The organism is Myxococcus guangdongensis, assembly GCF_024198255.1.
GTDB classification, from domain to species: Bacteria; Myxococcota; Myxococcia; order Myxococcales; family Myxococcaceae; genus Myxococcus; species Myxococcus guangdongensis.
This window is the reverse complement of the sequence record NZ_JAJVKW010000009.1, coordinates 266,217-283,849: the sequence shown is the minus strand read 5'-3', so window position 1 is coordinate 283,849 and position 17,633 is coordinate 266,217. Positions and strand designations below refer to the sequence as shown.

The window sequence follows — 17,633 nt, the reverse complement described above, 5'->3', positions numbered from 1 at the left end:
CCACGAAGACGAGGCCCATCATGAGCCGAGCCCAAGACTTGCTGAGGGTACGCGAGATACTCCAGCGCCGCAGGCGGGAAATCCTCACCACGAGCCAGGGCACGCACCGCGAGCTGACCGCGCTCAAGGAGCAGGAGAGGGATCCCGAATACGAGGAGAACGCCCAGTCGGAGCTGGCGGACTACACCCTGTCCAGCCTGATGGAGGCCCAGCGACGCGAGGTCATGCTCATCGACGCCGCGCTGCGGCGCATGGACATGGGCGTCTTCGGCGAGTGCGTGGACTGTGGCCAGGAGATCTCCAAGGAGCGCCTGGAGGCCCTGCCCTTCGCCATCCGCTGTGAGGAGGACGCCACCGAGCACGAGCAGGAGATGCGCGGCGGACACTACGCCATGCCGTCCCTCTAGGACGCGGCTGGCCACGGACCGGGCGCTCCCTGACTCACGCCAGGGGGCGCCTTCAGTCTCCGTCCTTCTTGAGGACGACGAAGCGGTAGTTCTCCAGCTCGTTCTGCCCCGCCGTGTAGAGCACGCTCAGCAGCATGTCGTAGGGCACCTTCCGGTCCGCGATGACGGACAGCTCCTGGCTGAAGGGGGCCTGCGGATTGCGCTCGGCGATGTACTTGAGCTTCTCCACTTCCTTCTTGAGCCGCGCGTCGAGCGGGAGCACCAGCCGGCCCTGGAGGGCCTCGGCGGGCAGCTGCCCGTTCACCAGCCGCAGCACCTCGCGCTCGCCCACGAGGATGCTCTTGGGTGTGATCGTGACGGCCACCGTGTCCCGGGGCGTCGCGCGCGTGGTGGAGACGGGGGGACGCACATCCTCGGATGCCGTCACCGCCGCGGACGACGAGGCGAAGGACTTGAGCAGGAACACCAGGAGGATGGTCATCATGTCCATCATCGCGGTGATGTTCAGCTCCTTGATCTCCCCCGCCGCCTCGCGCTCCTTGCGCTTCTTGCGCGCCAGGGCCCGGCGGTAGCGCAGCCGCGCGAGGGCCTCCTCGTCGACCCCCTCCGGCACATGCGGCAGCGTCTCGGACATGGCTCAGGTCCCCGCCAGGGTGACGTCGGGGAACAGCAGGCGGCGCTGGGCGCCCTGCTCCTCGCGGATGGCGTCCATCGTCTGGATGAGCGCGTCGTAGGGGATGTCCGCGTCCGCGCCCACGATGACCTTGGTCTCCTTGGGGAACTCGGACTTGATCTTCACCATCCACGCGTTGAGCGCGGCGTAGTCGAAGTCACCGTCTGACTTGGTGGGCACCGTGGGCGCCCCGGCCTCGCCGAGGATGGCGTTCTCGCTGCTGACGAAGTGGCCCTTGCGCGAGATGAGCACCGACAGCGTCAACTTCGGCTCGTCGCTCGCGGACTCCTGCGTCATGCCCGCCGACGGAGGCCCGTACGCGGGCGCGCTCACGTTGAGGATGCCGAACGAGGCCAGGCCGGTGATCGACAGCAGCATGAAGATGATGAGGTTCATGAGGATGTCGAGGTACGGGACGACGTTCAGCTCGCCCGATTCCTCTTCCTCGCGGACCTTCAGCTTGCGGCGGGAGTAGTAGAACGCCATGGACGCGCGCTCCGCCCGCGCTACGACGCGCGAGCCTCGAGCTCGGTGGCCGCCGGGTCCACGCCGCCGCGCCGCGACAGCAGGTTCTCCAGCTTCAGCGCGTGCAGCTCCAGGCTCTCCACCATGCCCTTGGCGTACGACGTCAGGAACAGGTGGAAGACGATGCACAGCACCGCGATGGAGAGCGCGAAGGCCGTGTTGTTCATCGCCTTGGAGATGCCCTCCGACAAGAGCACCTGCTTCTGCTCCGCCGGCACGTTGCCCAGCGCCTGGAACGTCCCGATGAGGCCGAAGATGGTGCCCACCAGGCCCACCAGCGTGGCGATGTTCGCCAGGGACCACAGCCAGGGGATGCGCTTCGTCACGTGCGGGCTGTGCTCGACGATGGCCTCTTCGACGCCCTTGGCCACCTCGATCTCCCCCCGGTTCGCGTTCACCAGCCCCGCGCGGATGACCTTCGCCAAGGGCGCGTTGGGCGCCATGGCGCAGACCTTCACCGCCCGGTCCAGGTTGCCGCTGCGCACCAGCTTGGAGATCTGCTCCATGAAGGGCGCGGGGTTCAGGTTGTAGCGGAACACCAGCGTGACGATGCGCTCGGTGGCCACCGCCAGCGCGCACGCCAGCCAGAACAGGTTCACGAACATGAACGGACCGCCATCCTTGAAGAACTTGATGACGGAGTCCGTGACGCCCAGCTTACCGGCGTCCGCGGCCGCGAGGCTCGCGTTGACCAGCCACTCGCTGACCACCGAGGAAATCATTGGCCGGGTTGTAGGGCGGGCCCGCCGAAGCTGTCAAGCCACGGACGGGCCAGCCCCCTGTAAACACTTGGGTTTTCAGGCAGCCGAGCTGGTCCCCGGGTCCGTGGGGACGCCCGGCTGCTCCGCGACCTCGCGCCGGTAGTCGCACTCCTTGTTGGGGCAGGAGATGTACGCCCCGTCCCGCTTGGAGAACTTCTGCAAGAGGTACGGCGACGCGCACTGGGGGCAGGACTCGGCGAGCGGCCGGTCCCACGCGGCGAAGCGGCAGTCCGGGTAGCGGTTGCAGCCGAAGAAGATCTTCCCCCGGCCGCTGCGGCGCTCCGTCAGGTAGCCCTGCTTGCACTCCGGGCAGTTGACGCCGATGGAGATGGGCTTGGACGTCTTGCAGTCCGGGTAGCCCGAGCACGCCATGAAGCGCCCGAAGCGGCCGCGCTTGATGACCATGGGCTTGCCGCACTTCTCGCACAGCTCGTCCGTCGTCTCCTCCTCGACGATGACGATCTTCCCCTCGGCGTCCCGCTTGAAGTCCTTGGTGTTCTTGCAGTCGGGGTAGTTCGAACAGGCGAGGAAGTGCCCCATCTTTCCGAACTTGATGACGAAGGGGTTGCCGCACTTCTCACAGGCGATGTCGGTCTTGATCTCCTCGCGCTTGACGTCGCGCATCTCCGCCTTCGCCTTCTCGAGCGTGTCCTTGAAGGGCCCGTAGAAGTCGCGCAGCACCGCCACCCACTTGGCGCCGCCCTCGGAGATTTGATCGAGCTTCTCCTCCATCGTCGCCGTGAAGGTGACGTCCAGCTCGTGGGGGAAGTGCTTGACGAGCATCTCGTTCGTCATCTGCCCCAGGTCCGTGGGCCGGAAGCGGCTCTCCAGCTTCTCCACGTACTTCTTGTCCTGGATGGTGGAGAGGATGGCCGCGTATGTGGACGGACGGCCGATGCCCTTCTCCTCCAGCTCCTTCACCAGCGTGGCCTCGCTGAAGCGCGGGGGCGGCTGGGTGAAGTGCTGCTCGTGCACGAGCTTCTGCAGGCCCAAGCGATCGTTGTCGTTGAGCAGCGGCAGGTCGCCCACGGCGTCGGCGCCGTCGGCGCCCTCCTCGCCCGCGGCCTTCGCCTTCTCCTTCTCCGACTCCTCCTCCGGCGTCAGGCCCGCGCCGTACACCGCGAGGTAGCCCGGGAACTTCAGCGTGCTGCCGGAGGCGCGGAACGTGGCCCGCCCCGCGGCGATGTCCGCGCTCGTCTGGTCGTACACGGCGGGCTTCATCTGGCACGCCACGAAGCGGTTCCAGATGAGCTCGTAGAGCCGGAACATGTCCTGCTCGTCCATCGCGTCGAAGAACGGCCGCACCCGCTCCGGCGGGTACTCCAGCGACGTGGGACGGATGGCCTCGTGGGCGTCCTGCGCGCTCTTGCGCGACTTGTAGACCACCGGCTCCTCGGGCAGGTACTCCGCGCCGTACTTCGAGCCGATCATCTCCCGCACCTGCTTCACGGCGTCGTCCGACAGACGCGTGGAGTCCGTGCGCATGTACGTGATGAGCGCCGTCTGGCCTTCCTCGCCGAGGGGCACGCCCTCGTAGAGCTTCTGGGCCAGCGTCATCGTCTTCTTCGCGGTGAAGGACAGCCGGTTGGCCGCCTCCTGCTGGAGCTTGGACGTGATGAAGGGCGCGGGCGCGTTGCGGCGGCGCTCGCGGCGGTCCACCTTGGCCACGCTGAAGGCGGCGCCCTGCAACTCGGAGACAAGCGCCTCCGTGTTGACGCGGTCCTTCAGCTCCACCTTCTTGCCGTCCACCTTGGACAGCTTGGCCTTGAACGGCGGCGGGCCGGACGGGCCCTCCAGCAGCGCGTCCAGCGTCCAGTACTCCTCGGGGACGAAGGCCTTGATCTCCGCCTCGCGCTCCACGATGAGCCGCACCGCCACCGACTGCACGCGGCCGGCGGACAGGCCCCGGCGGATCTTCTGCCAGAGCAGCGGGGAGATCTGATAGCCCACCAGACGGTCCAGGATGCGGCGCGTCTGCTGGGAGTCGTAGTTGTCCTGGTTCAGCTCACGCGGCTGGGCGATGGCTTCCTGGATGGCCTTCTTGGTGATTTCGTTGAAGGTCACCCGCATCGCGTCCGGATGCGCCAGCTCTTCCTTGATGTGCCACGCAATCGCCTCGCCCTCGCGGTCGGGGTCCGTGGCCAGGAAGACCTTGTCGGCGGACTTCGCCATCTTCTTCAGCTCGTTGAGCACCTTCTCCTTGCCCTTGATGACCTCGTACTCGGGCTGGAAGTCGTGCTCCACGTCGACGCCAATCTTGCTCTTGGGCAGGTCCTTCACGTGCCCCACGGAGGCCTTCACCGTGTAGCCGGAGCCCAGGTACTTCTTGATGGTCTTCGCCTTGGCGGGAGACTCCACGACGACCAGGTAGTGCGGCCCCTTGCCGCGCGGCGTGGCCTCCTCCTCGGCGTCCGCCTCCACGGAGGGCAGCGCGTCGTCGTCACCCTTCTTCGTCGCGCGCCGGCGGGCCGCGGTCTTCTTGGCAGCGGCCTTCTTGGCCGCAGGCTTCTTCTTGGCGGCGGTGCGACCGGTCGACTTGCCGGCTGCCTTGCGGGGCGCCTTCTCCTCGGTCGCCTCAGTCTCTTCCGCCTTCTTCTTCGTCCGCGTGGCCATGACTCTCCTACCTAGAGCTTCTCGTACAACCTGCCCGGGTGCTGGAGGACCAGCCCCGTCATCTCCAGCTCCACCAGCGCGCTCACCAGCGCGGCCGGCGTGAGGGTGCTCCCGGTCAGCACCTCATCGAACGTCCGGGGAATCCGGTCCAACACCGCATAGGCCCCGCGCGCTTCCGCGGAGAGCCGGGCCCAGGAATCCTCCCTGCCCGGCGCCACCATCCACCCAGGGTCAACACCCACCGCCCGCCAGACGTCCTTCACGTCCAGGCACGCGCTCGCGTGGCCCTCTCGCAACAGCGCGTTGCAGCCCGCCGCCCCCTCCTGCCGCACGTCCCCAGGCATCGCGAGGACAGGCCGTCCCTGCGCCCGCCCCGCCCGGGCCGTGTACAGACTCCCCGACTCCGCCCCCGCCCTCACCACCAGGACCGCATCCGATGCGCCGGAGATGAGGCGGTTGCGCCGCGGGAACGTCGAGGTGCTCGCCCGGACCCCAGGCGGCAGCTCGCTGAAGAACACCCCGCCCCGCTCCAGGAAGTGGGGCAGCAGCCGGGCCTGCGCCGGGTCCAACGCGTCCAGCGCCGACCCCAGGAACGCCCAGGTCTCCCCTCCCGCATCCAGCGCGCCCCAGTGGCACGCCCGGTCCACCCCCGCCGCCGCTCCGGAGACCACCCCCACCCCGCCCTCGGCCACCTGACGGGCCAGCGAGCGGGCGAACGGAAGGAAGCCCTGGTCCGGACGCCGGCTGCCCACCATCGCCACCCGTCGGCGCGGAGGACCCGGCCGGCCGCGGAGGAACAACAGGGGCGGCGCGTCCTCGACGTCCCGCAGCCGCTCCGGGTAGGCCCGCTGGTCGGCGAACGCCACCCGCATGCCGCTTCGCCGACACTGCTCCAGGAGCCGCTCCGCCAGGGCCGGCAGCCCCGCCACCGCCGCCAGCTTCTGGCGGACCTGTGGGGAAACCGGCGCGTCGGACACCCAGTCCCGTACAGGAGTCGAGGCCAGGGGCGCCAGGCGGCCGTCGGCGAACGCGCGCAGGGCGACCAGCGTCCTCGGCCCCAGGCCGGGAACGGCCCAGAGCGCCAGGGATGCCTGCTGCTCCGCCGTGAGGCTGTCCGTCTCAGCGTCCGCCATACCGACCCCCACTCCAGACCCACCTATATAGAAGATGGGTCCCCTGGGAGGGGCGCGACACATAAACACCGGGCCGCCACCGGTCAAGCACTCAACCCCTCCGGCGTGGAGGGGGATGCACTTTTCCTGCCGGACTCAGCGGCTGGCGCTGGGCGCCGGCGCCGCGCCGCTCGGACGCATGAGCGCGCGGTCTCCCGTGGCGACCTCTTCCAGGGAGTTCATCATCAGGCAGTTGTTGGTGCGCTCCTTCACCTCGGTCACCATGCACGTGCCGATGCGCTCCCAGGGCAGCGCCTTGTCCGCCTCCGACTGGGCGGGCTTGACCTTCTTGCCCAGCACCGCGCGCGCCGGATCTCCCTGGCGCAGGATGACGAAGGTGTTGCCCAGCTGCACGCCGTCCGCGCTGCCCTTGTCCACGACGATGGTGTTGTGCTCGCCCAGGAGCGTCAGGTACGGCACCAGCGAGGTGATGACGGTGGCGTTGAGGTCCTTGGAGTTCGTGTTCGGCCGCGGGGCCACGCGCTCGGTCAGCTTCTCCCCGTAGGGGCCCACCAGGAAGCCGCGCTCGATGCCGTCCCAGGTGTCGACGATCTGCGCCGTCACCAGGCCCTTGTCCACGCGCACCACGCGCAGCGTGCCCGCGAAGTCCGTCAGGTAGCCCAGCTTGGCGCCCGTGCGGGGGTGGTGCACCGCCTGCGTGGTGTGGAAGACGACGTAGCGGTCGCCCACCTTCGCGTCCGCCTTGCGCTTGAAGCGCACGTAGACGTTGTCGGGGAAGGACAGCATGTGCGCGCCGTTGGGCGAGCCCTCGATGCGGCCCGCCTCGTCCAGCTCACGCGGCGTCACGAAGCCCTGCGTCGTCACCGGGCGCGACGAGGACACGTCGTAGCCAATCTTCCCCGTCACGGTGACGTTGTTGTTGTCGGCGAACTCGGTGGGCGCGACCACGTCCCCGGGGTCCTGCTCGGTCTCCACGCGCTGGGGGACCTCCTCGCCCGAGCCGAAGAAGCGCACCTGGTTGCCCGGGTAGATCCAATGCGGGTTGGCGATCTCCGGGTTGTAGGACCAGACCTTCGGCCAGTACCAGGGGCTGTCCAGGTAGCGCTGGGACAGGTCCCACAGCGTGTCGCCCTCCTGCACCGTGTGGACGGTGCCCGGCGCGCTCTCGCGGCCCTTGGGCGCGCCCGGAGGCAGCTGCACGGTGGTGCCGCCCGAGGGGGGCTCGGGGGCCTCGTCCATGACGTCGGCGCCTTCAGTCTCTCCGCCGGCCTCCGTGTCGTCCTGCTCGCCACCCTCCTGCTGCGCGAGCGCGCTCCAGGCGGGGGCGACGGCGAGGCTCAACATCAGCGAGGTGAGGATCCGGGAGCGCATCGCACGACTTCCTTTCGATGAAGACTTCACTGCGAGAGCGCGGCGAGCCGCTGCTCCGCCTGCGTGGCGGCGGCCGTCCCCGGGAACTGGGTGACGACGCGCGTGTAGAGAGCCCGGGCATCCGCGGCCTGGTTGAGCCGCACCCGACACTCGGCGAGCCGGAGCATGCCGTCCAACACGGCGTCCCCGGCGGGATAGGTGGCGATCAGCCGCTCGAACGTGCTGGCGGCGTCCTTGAAGTCGTTGAGCCCCATCTGCCCCAGCCCGCTGAAGTACAGCGCGTTGTCCGCGCGCGGGTGGCGGGGGTTCTCCTCGGAGAAGCGGCGCAGGCGCTGCACGCCCCCCTCCACGTTGCCGGTGCGCAGCATGGACACGTACTTCTCGTAGTCCGCGTCGAGCACGTCCGGGTCCGCCTGGTCCGCGGGGTCCTCGCCCCGCGTGCTCACCATGGTGGCGCCGCCCGAGGAGATGGCGGCCATGGGCGCGGAGTCCTCGCCCACGGGGCTGATGAACATCTCCATCTGCTCGGAGTCCGGCTCCGTCACCGCCACCTGCGTGTTCAGCTTGGGCGCGGGCTCGAAGCGCGGCTTGAGCTTCACCACGGACAAGTCCGGCGTGGCCATCAGCGCCCCACCCGACTCCACCGCCGTGACGGGCACCGTCGAGGAGGACGCGGGCCGGGCGGCGCTCGGGGTCGCGCGCGCGCGGTCCACCGCGGCATGGGCCTCCAGGCGCTCCAGCCGCTCCACCAGCCGGGACTGGGACTCACGCAGCGCGCGCACCTCGGCCGTCAGCGCCCCGACGTCCGCCTGGGAGGCGGCGTTGTTGGCACAGGCGCACAGCGCGCACAGCGGCGCGGCAACGAGCAGGCGGAAGATGACGGAGCGCGCGAGCACGGGCCTCGATGGACGCAAGGGAAGTCCCCCGCGAGGATAGGAAGGCACGTCCAAGAGCGTCAAGAAAACGGCTGGAAGCCGCCCTAGAACCGGTTCACCACCAGGTTCAGATGCCGCCCGGTACGCCCCGCGTCACGGCGGTGGGAGAAGAACCGCGAGGGCTCACACGCGGTACAGGCCTGTAGCACGTCCACGTGCTCCGGCCGCAGCCCCGCGCCCATCAGCGTCATCCGCACCGCCCGGGCCAGGTCCAACCGGACGCGGCCGGAGGGCTCCACCTCCACGACCTCCGCGCCGAAGCGCCGCGTGAAGCGCTGCCCCAGCTCCTCCGACACCTCGTAGCAGCAGCGCTGGATGGCGGGCCCCACCGCCGCGAGCAGCCGCTCCGGCCGGGCCCCTCGCGCCACCAGCGTCTCCACGGCGCGCGCGCTGATGGACAGGTCCGTCCCCTTCCACCCCGAGTGGATCGCCGCCACACGCCGCCCGTCCGGGTCCACCAACACCACCGGCACACAATCCGCCGTGCCCACCGCCACCCAGGTGCCAGGAACCTCCGTCCACAGCGCGTCCGCCTCGCCCTCCACCGGCCGCAGCGTGTCCTCCACGGGCTCGACGCGCGCCTCCAGCACCCGGTCGCCATGGACTTGTGACACGCGGGACAACGCCCCCAGCGGCGCACCCGCCGCGCCCGCGAGCCGACGCAGGTTCTCCTCCACCTTCTCCGGTGCGTCTCCGGTGGAGAAGCCCAGGTTCAGCGAGGAGAACGGACCTTCGGACACGCCACCCGCGCGCGTCGCGAAGCCGTGAGGGACGGGCAGCAGTCGGGACGTCAGCAACTCAATCGACATGGGGAAGCCTCTTCTAACCTCCCCTTCCCGCGCGACGCACGCGGACGTCGGCTCGCGCCAGCCGGATGCGCCAACGGAATGATAAATTTCCCATGGAAGTACGTTTGACAGTCCGCGTCAGCCCATTGACAATTCCGCGGACTCTTCGTGAAACGAGTGTCGTCTTTTCGAACGAAGTGACGCGAACGCGCCATGCCCCTGGGTCCCGACACCGTAGGCCGGAAGCTCCTCTGGAGCATCGCTCTGCCGGGACTGGTGGTGGCGCTGCTGGGCGTGGGGCACTTCTGGCGTGAGGCGCGGGTGGCGGTGCAGGACGCCACGCAGGTGGAGTCGCTCGCGCTCGCGGAGTTCGTCGCCTCCACCTTCATGTTGCCGCAGCCTCCTGGCGCCGCCGCGCACGGGGCGGTGACGGAGGTGCTGCACTCCGACACGCGGCTGTTCCGCTCCGTCGAGGACGTGCGCGTGCTGACGGCGGACGGCACCATCCGCTGGTCTCGCAACCCGTCGGAGGTGGGCACGAAGCACCGCGAGGCCGCGAGGCTCACCCGCCCCGGCCCGGAGTCGGCGCGCTCGGCGGACGGCGTCACCGAGGTGGTGCGCCCCTTGGGCGGGCCCGAGTGCGCCGGCTGTCACACGCGCGGAGAGGTCCCCGGCGAGAGCGTGCTGCAGATGCGGATGTTGGAGCCCGCGCTGCACCAGCAGCTCACGCACGTGTTCGGTGGCGCGCTGGCCTCCATGGCGCTGTTCGCCATCCTGCTCGCGCTGGTCATCGCGCTCTCGCTGCACTTCAACCTCACGCGCCCACTGCGTCGGCTGAGCGCGGCGATGGGGCGCGCGGAGGCGGGAGACCTGCTGGTGCGCGCGGACGTGCGCGGCACGGATGAAATCGCCAGGCTCAGCGCCGCCTTCAACCAGATGCTCGCGCGGCTCACCGCCATGAAGGCGGAGGAGATCGACACCCACCGTGACTTGGAGCTGGTGAAGGAGAAGCTCGCGCTCAAGGACGAGCTCGAGGACCGCCTGCGGGAGCTGTCGCTGCTGTTCGACATCACGCGCTCGCTCAACGACACGCTGGAGCTGGACGAGCTGCTCGACGGCGTCACCCGGCTGGTGGTGGAGCGGCTGCAGATCCCCGAGTTCTCCATCATGCTCCTCAACCCGGAGGGCGCGCTGGAGGTGCGGCAGGCGTGGCCGGAGCACCGTGGCTCGGAGGGCCTCACCTTCGCCGTGGGCGAGGGCGCGTGTGGACGCGCGGCCCAGACGCACAAGGCCGTGTACCTGCCGGACGTGGCGGACCCGACGAGCATCTTCGCGCGCCGCGGACTGTCGGTGGACGCGCTGACCACGGGCGCGCTGCTGGCGGTGCCCATGGTGCACGCGGGCACGCTCTTGGGCGTGGTGAACTTCCAGCGGCCGCACATCGCCAGCTTCTCCGCGGGGGAGATCGAGCTGCTCACCGCGGTGGCGGACATCGCGGCGGCGGCGGTGAAGAACGCGCGGCTGCACGCGGAGACGGTGAAGCTCACCATGACGGACCCGCTGACGGGGGTGCCCAACCGGCGCCACCTGTTCCAGCGCATGGAGCTGGAGCTGGCGCGGGCGCAGCGCTTCAGCACGCCGCTGGCGCTGCTCATGGTGGACGTGGACCACTTCAAGCGCCTCAATGACCTCGCGGGCCACCGCGTGGGTGACGAGACGCTCCGCCGCGTCTGCGACATCCTGCGCACGCGCGTGCGCAAGGTGGACACGCTGGCGCGCTACGGCGGCGAGGAGTTCGTCCTGCTGCTGCCCCAGACCACCAAGCTGGACGCCATGGACGTGGCGGAGAAGCTGCGCCGCGCGGTGGCGGAGCACGTGGTCCTCTCGCAGCCCGGACTGCCCGGAGGACACGTCACCGTCTCCGTCGGCGTGTCCCACTTCCCCAGCGACGCCTCCACGCAGGAGGGCCTGGTCGACAGCGCGGACGCGGCCCTCTATTGCAGCAAGCGCACGGGCCGCAACCGAAGCACGGCGTTCGAAATGGGGATGGAGATCCACCCCGGCCGCGAGCGTGGGCCCCACGCGCCCCCCGCCGAGGCCGCCGCCTCGACACCTCCGGGCGGCGTGGCCAAGGCGTAGGGCCGGGCGCCCTGCCCGTTTCAGCGCGACACGAGCGTGCGCACCGTGGGCAGCATCAGGTCCGCCCACTCCTCGTAGCCCTCGTCGGAGGGATGGAACCCGTCCTGCGAGAAGAAGTGCGCCGCGCGCGGGAACATCTCCCGGCTGGCCGAGTGCAGGTCCACCAGGTGCAACCCCTCCGCGCGAGACACCTCGGCGATGGCGGCGTTGAAGGGCTCGATGCGGCCCTCGTAGAGGGTGCTGGGCACCATCTGGGCAATCGGCGCCAGCGCCATGTCCGGGATGTTGACCAGCACGAGCGGCGCGCCGGTCTGCTTGAGCCGGCGAGCAATCCGCTCCAGGTCCTCGCGGAAGTCCTCCAGCGCGGTGCCGCGCCAGATGTCGTTGGTGCCCACGCCCAGAGTCACCAGCGTCGGCTGCGCGGCCACCGCCGCCTTGACCTGTCCGGTGAAGACGTCCCGGATGCGCGCTCCGCTGACGCCCAGGTTCGTCAACCCGACTGACAGTCCCTCGCGACGCAACCGCGAGGCCAGACGCTCCGGATAGCCGCCGCCCCGCGTCGCGCCCACGCCCACCGCCGTGCTGTCCCCGAGCGCGACGTAGTTGACGCTCATGTGCTCCGTCCCCTTCGCTACGGCACGCGCAGCGCGCGCAGCAGGCGGCCACCACCGGGCCCCGTCACGCGCAGCAGCAACGTGCTGCCCGCGGGCGCGGCGCGAATCGCCTTGGCCAGGTCGTCCGCGCGGGCAACGGGCTTGCGATTGACCTCCACCACCACCATGCCCGCCTCGAGCTGGGCGCGGTCCGCGGGAGAGCCAGGCACCACGTCGGTGATGAGCGCGCCCTGGCGATCCGTGAAGCCGGCCTGCTGCGCCGTGCGCGCATCCAGGTTCTGAAGGCTGACGCCCACGCGACGGGAGCTCTCCTGAGACTCGTCCCCCTCCTGCTTGCGCGATGCCACGCCCTCCAGGTCCGGCCGCGTGCCGAGCGTCACCTTCACGTCCTGCTTCTTGCCGTCGCGGAACACCGTCAGCGTGGACGTGCTGCCCGGGCGCTTGAGCGCCACCGTGCGCGTGAGCTGGCCGCTGGACGTCACGTGCTGTCCGTCGATGGCCGTGACGACGTCGTCCGACTTCAGCCCCGCCTTGGCCGCGGGCGAGCCCGGGTTCACCTGCGTGAGGATGGCGCCCTCGGTGACGGGCAGCTTGAGCGCGCCCGCCAGGTCCCGCGTCAAATCCTGGATGCCGACGCCCAGCCACGCGCGCGTGACGGCGCCGTCCTTCTCCAGCTGCGGCACCAGCGCCTTCACCAGGTTGCTGGGCACCGCGAAGCCGATGCCGGTCCCCCCGCCGACGATGGCCGTGTTGATGCCGACGACCTCGCCCTTCATGTTGAACAGCGGACCGCCGGAGTTGCCGGGGTTGATGGCGGCGTCTGTCTGGAGGAACTCGTCGTACTGGCTCGCGCCGATGTCGCGCGCACGCGCCGACACGATGCCCAGGCTGACGCTGGAGGCCAGGCCGAACGGATTGCCGATGGCGACCACCCAGTCCCCCACGCGCAGCGCGTCCGAGTCGCCCAGCTTCACCGTGGGCAGCCCCTCCACCTTGTCCTTGAGCTTCACCAGCGCGACGTCCGTCAGCGGATCCCTGCCCACGACGGTGCCGGCGAACGAGCGCCCGTCGTCCAGGCGCACGGTGATGGAGACGGCGCCCTCCACCACGTGGTTGTTCGTGAGGACGATGCCTGTCGGCTCGATGATGAACCCCGAGCCCGCGCCCTGGCGCAGCGGCTCCCGCCCGCCCCTGCCTCCACCGAAGAAGCGGTCGAAGAGCGGATTGTCATCCATGCCACCGCCCATGCCCCGAGGTCCGCCGCCCCCGCGCGCCTGCACGTCCACGTTGACGACGGCGGACTTCACCGACTCCACCAGCGGAGCCAGGGACGGAAGCGCCTGCGCCTCCCGCGTCGCGGGCTGGAGGTTGCCCGGCGGGGTCTGCTGCGCCGGAGCCGGAGCCTGGGCCCAGGAGACCGACGGGACGGCGAGCAGGAGCGCGCCGACCAGGGCCCTGCGGAACATGACGGGAGAACGGTTCATATGCACCCCAAGCTAAAGCCGAAATGCGGTCCCGCAAGCGAAAGGACCCGCGGGCGGTCATCCATCGGAACGTGGTGTCAGCCAGGCTGGTAGAGGCGGTAGTCCAGCTCCGGGAAGACGTTGTCACGCGACTCCAGCCCGGTGAGCCAGGGCTCGTCCAGGGTGCCCGCGCGGAGTTCGTCATGCAGGCGGAGGAAGTGGCGCACGTGCTCCTGGGTGCGGCGCTTGGCGTAGTCCACCATGGTGCCCGTCTTCAGGATGAAGGCCCAGTCGGAGCTCTGGGCGAGCAGCAGCTCGCGAGCGGCCTGGTTGAGCGCGCGACGCTGCGAATCGGTGGCCTCCGGGAAGTCCCGGGCGAGCTCCACCATCTTCCGCGCGCAGTGATTCAGGTGGCGGTAGACCCAGTCGTTGCTGTCATCCAGCCACATGTGCGCGTAGCCGCCCGCGCCCCAGGAGGACATCGGCGGCGTGGCCACCTGGTTCTCGGGGTGGTCGCGCAGGTCGTCCGCCGGCGTCACCAGGTCGAACGTGGACTGCGCGCGCGCGGCCTGACGGATGAGGGACTCGAGGAACCAGGGACCCTCGAACCACCAGTGGCCGAAGAGCTCCGCGTCGTAGGGCGCCACCACGACGGGCTTGCGGTCACCGAGTCGCGAGGCGAGGTACTCGAGCTGCCGCTGACGGTTGAAGAGGAAGTTGCCGGCGTGGACCTCGGCGCGCGCGCGCGCCCGCGCCGGATCATAGGGCTGCTTGTCGTTCGTCTTCCCCGTGATGCGGTAGTACTTGAAGCCGGTGTTCTTCCGGTCACCCGTGGGCTGGATGTACGGGCGGATGTAGTCCAGCTCCAGGTCCCAGCCGATGTCCCGGTAGAACTCGCGGTACTCGGGGTCGCCGGGGTAGCCGTACTCGGAGCTCCAGACCTGCTGGCTGCTCTCCGGGTCTCTCGCATACGCGGCGACGCCGGCCTCGGTGAAGATGGGCGCGTAGGGTCCGTGCAGTGGACGCGGCGTTGCATCCGTGAGGCCGTGCGTGTCGACGAAGAAGTAACGGATGCGCTCGGCGGCGAGCACGCGCTCCAGGCCCGGGAAGTAGCCGCACTCGGCGAGCCAGATGCCTGTGGGATCTCTCCCGAAGTTCTGGCGGTAGTGGTTGGCGGCGACCGACACCTGCGCTCGCACGGCCTCGGGGACCTGCTGCATCAACGGCAGGAAGCCGTGCGTCGCGTTGCACGTGAGGATGTCCAGGTGGCCCGCGTCCTGGAGTCGGCGGAACGCGGAGACCAGATCCCCTCGGTAGCGGTCATGAAAGGCGCGGCGCAGCGACTCGAAGTGGTCGCGATGGAAGCGCGCCAGAGGACCGAAGGTGGCATCGGTCTTCGTGCGATGGACCTCGCGGTCTCCCAGCTCACAGAGCGAATCGAGCTTCCGCGCGTAGCGCTTCATCAGCAGCTCGTCGCGCAGCATGGTGACGAGCGTGGGTGACAACGTCATCGCCAGGCGGAACGGGACGCCATCCTCCGCCAGGGAGTCGAATGCGAGGAGCAATGGGAGGTAGGTCTCGGAGATGGCCTCGTAGAGCCAGTCCTCCTCGAGGAAGTCCTCGTGCTCGGGATGACGGACGAACGGCAGGTGCGCGTGGAGGACGAGTGAAAGGGAGCCCAGGCTCATGGTCGGTCGGGAGATCCGTGGAGGTTCACGAGCGGCCGCCGCCCGAAGGCGGCTTCCGATGCGAGGGCTCGTTCGAGACAGCGGGTGGAGGACTCCTGACCTCCAGGACGCGCTCGGAGGCGACGCGATCCCTGGCGTCCGATTTGGGTGGCGCGTCGAAGAAGCCCGACACGGGGATGACCGACGCGGGCTCATCATGACGCGGCGGTGCTGGCTCGCGTGTCTCTGGCGGGCGAGCCTCGAAGGAGCCGGACTCCGGCGAGGTGGGCGGCGCGTCGCGGGAGTGCTCGGCGGTGCCTCGTGGAGGCTCGATGTTCGTGGGTGAGGATGCGACTTGCGTCACAGAGCCCTGGCGAGACTCCGAACCGTCGTGGGAGGACGTGTCCCCGTCGTGGAGGTCCGAGGCATCCAGGGCTCGCGCCGAGACATCGATGTGGCGGGACGTGACGAGCTCGTCGCCCCGGCGCGGGGCCGGGACAAACAGGGGCGCCGCGAGGGGCATGAAGTCCGAGCTGGTCACCGCTCGCGGAGGTGACACGAGGTACTGCCAGCCCGCGGCATCACTGTAGGCCCCATCCGATGCACCCGAGGCTCTCGGCGGTGACTCGAGGTAGCGCCAACCGGACGCCCCTGGGACCTGCGCGGAGGCATCGAAGTACCGCATGTCCGAGGCGCCCGGCGCACGTGGGGGTGCTTCGAAATACCGCCGGTCGGACACCTGAGCCCCGGTGGTGGCACCTGGGATGTCGATGTAGCGCATGTCCGAGGCGCCTGGAGCCCGGCCGACCTCCAGATACGCATACGTGGGGCGCGGACCTTCGACGGGGAGACGGGGTCCCTCGAGCTTGCCCACCGCGGGCGCTTGATATCGCTGGTCCGAAGCCCCTGGGGCCCTCGGCGGCCCTACCTCGAGATACGCGAGCGTGCGCGGCGCGGGCGGCGTCTGCTGCGCGTGGCGCATGTCTGACGCCCCCGCCATGCGAGCCTGGGCTTCGAGGTAGTGCTGCGAGGCGACGTACCGCTGGTCCGAGGCGCCCGGCGCGCGTCCGATGCCGGCGAGGTGTGGCCCCGAGGATTCGCCCGGGAGCACGCCCTCGACATCGAAGCGCTCGCGGTGGACGACGGGGATGTCCTTCAGCCCCGCGCTTCCTGGCAGCTCCACGCGATGCCACGTGACGTACTCGCGCTCCTCCACCGGCGGCACCTGGCGCTTGGGAACCGGAGGCGCCTCGGGCTCCACGGGGAGCGGGCGGCGCATGAACCGCACGGTCGTGTCGGTCGACACGCCCGTCGGAGGAAGTGCAACACGATTGCTGGAGCCACCGATTCGATGCGAACGACCATCGCGTCCGATGAAGTGCGCCTCGATGCGGTACAGGCGTCCAGCGGGGAGCCCGTGGATGTAGTACCCGCGCGTCTCCAGCACGCAGTCGAGCTCGCGCACGAGCGCGTCTCCGTCGAAGACGCGCAGCACCGCACGAGGGGAATCGAGGTCGCGCATCGCGCGGGTCCGCGTCGCGGCGCTGAAGTCCCAGAGCGCGAAGAGCGTGTTCGGATCTCTCGCGAGCAACAACACCGTGTCGTCCTGGTATTCGGAGGGCAGCGCATCCTGCGCGACGGTGTGCCCCTCGCCTCGCTGCGCGGACACGGGCCGGTGCTCGACCTTCTCCTGGAGGTGGTGACGTCGGGCTTCGCTCTCGCCGGCGACGCGGGCGACGAAGAAGCCTTCGATCACCGGCTCCGCGCGGTGCTGCTCCACGGGAGGAGACACGGGCGGCGTCGACTGGGAGGGCGCAGAGGAGTCCATCGGCTCCGGCGGGATGGGTGAGGAGCCCTCGGCGTCCGCCTTCGCGGGTTCACGAGGCGAGCGGGGCTTGGGCGGGAAGTTCACCACGTGCGCGGGCCGGGCCGAGGGAGCACTGCCGGGCTTCTCGGAGGCGCGCTTCGCGGCCACGCGCTTGGGCGCGGACACCCTCCCCTGCTCCGGGGGCGCCTCCGCCCGGGAACGACCGGGCTTCGGTTTCGATTCGGCGGTCGCCTTCGCCACCGTGACTGGGGATGCCCGAGGCGCCCGCTTCGGGGCCGGCGGTTCCTTTGAAGCGCCACCGCGAGACACCGGGGCCTTGGCCTTGGTGGACTCGGCCGGGGCCTTCGAGCCGGGGGCCTTCTTCGCCGGGGGCGCCGCCTTCGGGGTGGCCCGTGGCTTGTCGGCCTTGGAGGCCGGCGCGGAGGTCTTGGCCGGAGCGGCCTTCACCGGCAGAGTGGGTCTGGCCGCGATTTTCGCCGGGACCGGAGTTTTTTCAGCCGGGGCCTTCCTCGCGGCGGCCTTCTTCGCGGGAATCCTGAGGCCCGCCAGCCGGGCGAGCTTCGCCAGCGCGGGCACGAAGGCGGCCAGGGCGGCAATCAACTCTTCCTTCTTGAGCTTGCTGTATCCGCTCCCCAGGTGCTTCCGAGCCAGCTCTCTCAGGGAGCCGACGGTGACGCTCTTGAGGTCGTCCATAGGCACCGTTCGCCTTTAGGTCG

The 17,633-nt window shown here is 69.8% G+C and carries 14 protein-coding genes; 2 read left to right on the top strand and 12 right to left on the bottom strand.

What is annotated here, in order from left to right; all coding sequences use genetic code 11:
* Nucleotides 1-20: 20 nt before the first annotated feature.
* Complete coding sequence (locus tag LXT21_RS27050) at nucleotides 21-407, top strand: TraR/DksA family transcriptional regulator (protein ID WP_254041081.1); 387 nt, start codon at nucleotides 21-23, stop codon at nucleotides 405-407.
* A 52-nt stretch (nucleotides 408-459) separates the two neighbouring features.
* Here LXT21_RS27050 and LXT21_RS27045 read toward each other — a convergent pair whose 3' ends face one another.
* The 8 genes from LXT21_RS27045 to pgeF all read right to left on the bottom strand — a co-directional run bounded on the left by LXT21_RS27045 (nucleotide 460) and on the right by pgeF (nucleotide 9,227).
* Nucleotides 460-1,041, bottom strand: coding sequence for an ExbD/TolR family protein (locus tag LXT21_RS27045; protein ID WP_254041080.1), 582 nt, complete (start codon nucleotides 1,039-1,041; stop codon nucleotides 460-462).
* A gap of 3 nt (nucleotides 1,042-1,044) precedes the next feature.
* A complete protein-coding gene (locus tag LXT21_RS27040; RefSeq protein ID WP_254041079.1) occupies nucleotides 1,045-1,566 on the bottom strand; it encodes an ExbD/TolR family protein in 522 nt (173 codons plus the stop codon).
* A 20-nt stretch (nucleotides 1,567-1,586) separates the two neighbouring features.
* Entirely contained in the window at nucleotides 1,587-2,327 is a 741-nt protein-coding gene (locus LXT21_RS27035; RefSeq protein ID WP_254041078.1) for a MotA/TolQ/ExbB proton channel family protein, read from the bottom strand.
* Nucleotides 2,328-2,402: 75 nt separating this feature from the next.
* Nucleotides 2,403-4,979, bottom strand: coding sequence for a type I DNA topoisomerase (topA, locus tag LXT21_RS27030; RefSeq protein WP_254041077.1), 2,577 nt, complete (start codon nucleotides 4,977-4,979; stop codon nucleotides 2,403-2,405).
* Between the two features lie 11 nt (nucleotides 4,980-4,990).
* Complete coding sequence (locus tag LXT21_RS27025; RefSeq protein ID WP_254041076.1) at nucleotides 4,991-6,112, bottom strand: DNA-processing protein DprA; 1,122 nt, start codon at nucleotides 6,110-6,112, stop codon at nucleotides 4,991-4,993.
* Nucleotides 6,113-6,247: 135 nt separating this feature from the next.
* On the bottom strand, nucleotides 6,248-7,483 hold the full coding sequence (locus LXT21_RS27020) for a LysM peptidoglycan-binding domain-containing protein (RefSeq protein ID WP_254041075.1): 1,236 nt from the start codon (nucleotides 7,481-7,483) through the stop codon (nucleotides 6,248-6,250).
* Between the two features lie 26 nt (nucleotides 7,484-7,509).
* Nucleotides 7,510-8,397, bottom strand: coding sequence for a tetratricopeptide repeat protein (locus tag LXT21_RS27015; RefSeq protein ID WP_256572003.1), 888 nt, complete (start codon nucleotides 8,395-8,397; stop codon nucleotides 7,510-7,512).
* A gap of 65 nt (nucleotides 8,398-8,462) precedes the next feature.
* Nucleotides 8,463-9,227: a peptidoglycan editing factor PgeF gene (gene pgeF, locus LXT21_RS27010; RefSeq protein ID WP_254041074.1), complete on the bottom strand. Its 765-nt coding sequence runs from the start codon at nucleotides 9,225-9,227 to the stop codon at nucleotides 8,463-8,465.
* A gap of 192 nt (nucleotides 9,228-9,419) precedes the next feature.
* Here pgeF and LXT21_RS27005 point away from each other — a divergent pair, with 192 nt between their 5' ends.
* Complete coding sequence (locus LXT21_RS27005) at nucleotides 9,420-11,345, top strand: GGDEF domain-containing protein (RefSeq protein ID WP_254041073.1); 1,926 nt, start codon at nucleotides 9,420-9,422, stop codon at nucleotides 11,343-11,345.
* Between the two features lie 20 nt (nucleotides 11,346-11,365).
* Here LXT21_RS27005 and LXT21_RS27000 read toward each other — a convergent pair whose 3' ends face one another.
* From LXT21_RS27000 to LXT21_RS26985, 4 genes are all read right to left on the bottom strand, one after another.
* Entirely contained in the window at nucleotides 11,366-11,959 is a 594-nt protein-coding gene (locus tag LXT21_RS27000) for an SGNH/GDSL hydrolase family protein (RefSeq protein WP_254041072.1), read from the bottom strand.
* Between the two features lie 17 nt (nucleotides 11,960-11,976).
* The gene (locus tag LXT21_RS26995) at nucleotides 11,977-13,443 is read right to left on the bottom strand and encodes a trypsin-like peptidase domain-containing protein (protein WP_254041071.1); all 1,467 of its coding nucleotides are present in this window, start codon (nucleotides 13,441-13,443) and stop codon (nucleotides 11,977-11,979) included.
* A 77-nt stretch (nucleotides 13,444-13,520) separates the two neighbouring features.
* Complete coding sequence (locus LXT21_RS26990) at nucleotides 13,521-15,110, bottom strand: glycoside hydrolase family 57 protein (protein ID WP_254041070.1); 1,590 nt, start codon at nucleotides 15,108-15,110, stop codon at nucleotides 13,521-13,523.
* Nucleotides 15,111-15,135: 25 nt separating this feature from the next.
* The gene (locus LXT21_RS26985; protein WP_254041069.1) at nucleotides 15,136-17,610 is read right to left on the bottom strand and encodes a DUF4912 domain-containing protein; all 2,475 of its coding nucleotides are present in this window, start codon (nucleotides 17,608-17,610) and stop codon (nucleotides 15,136-15,138) included.
* Nucleotides 17,611-17,633 lie beyond the last annotated feature (23 nt).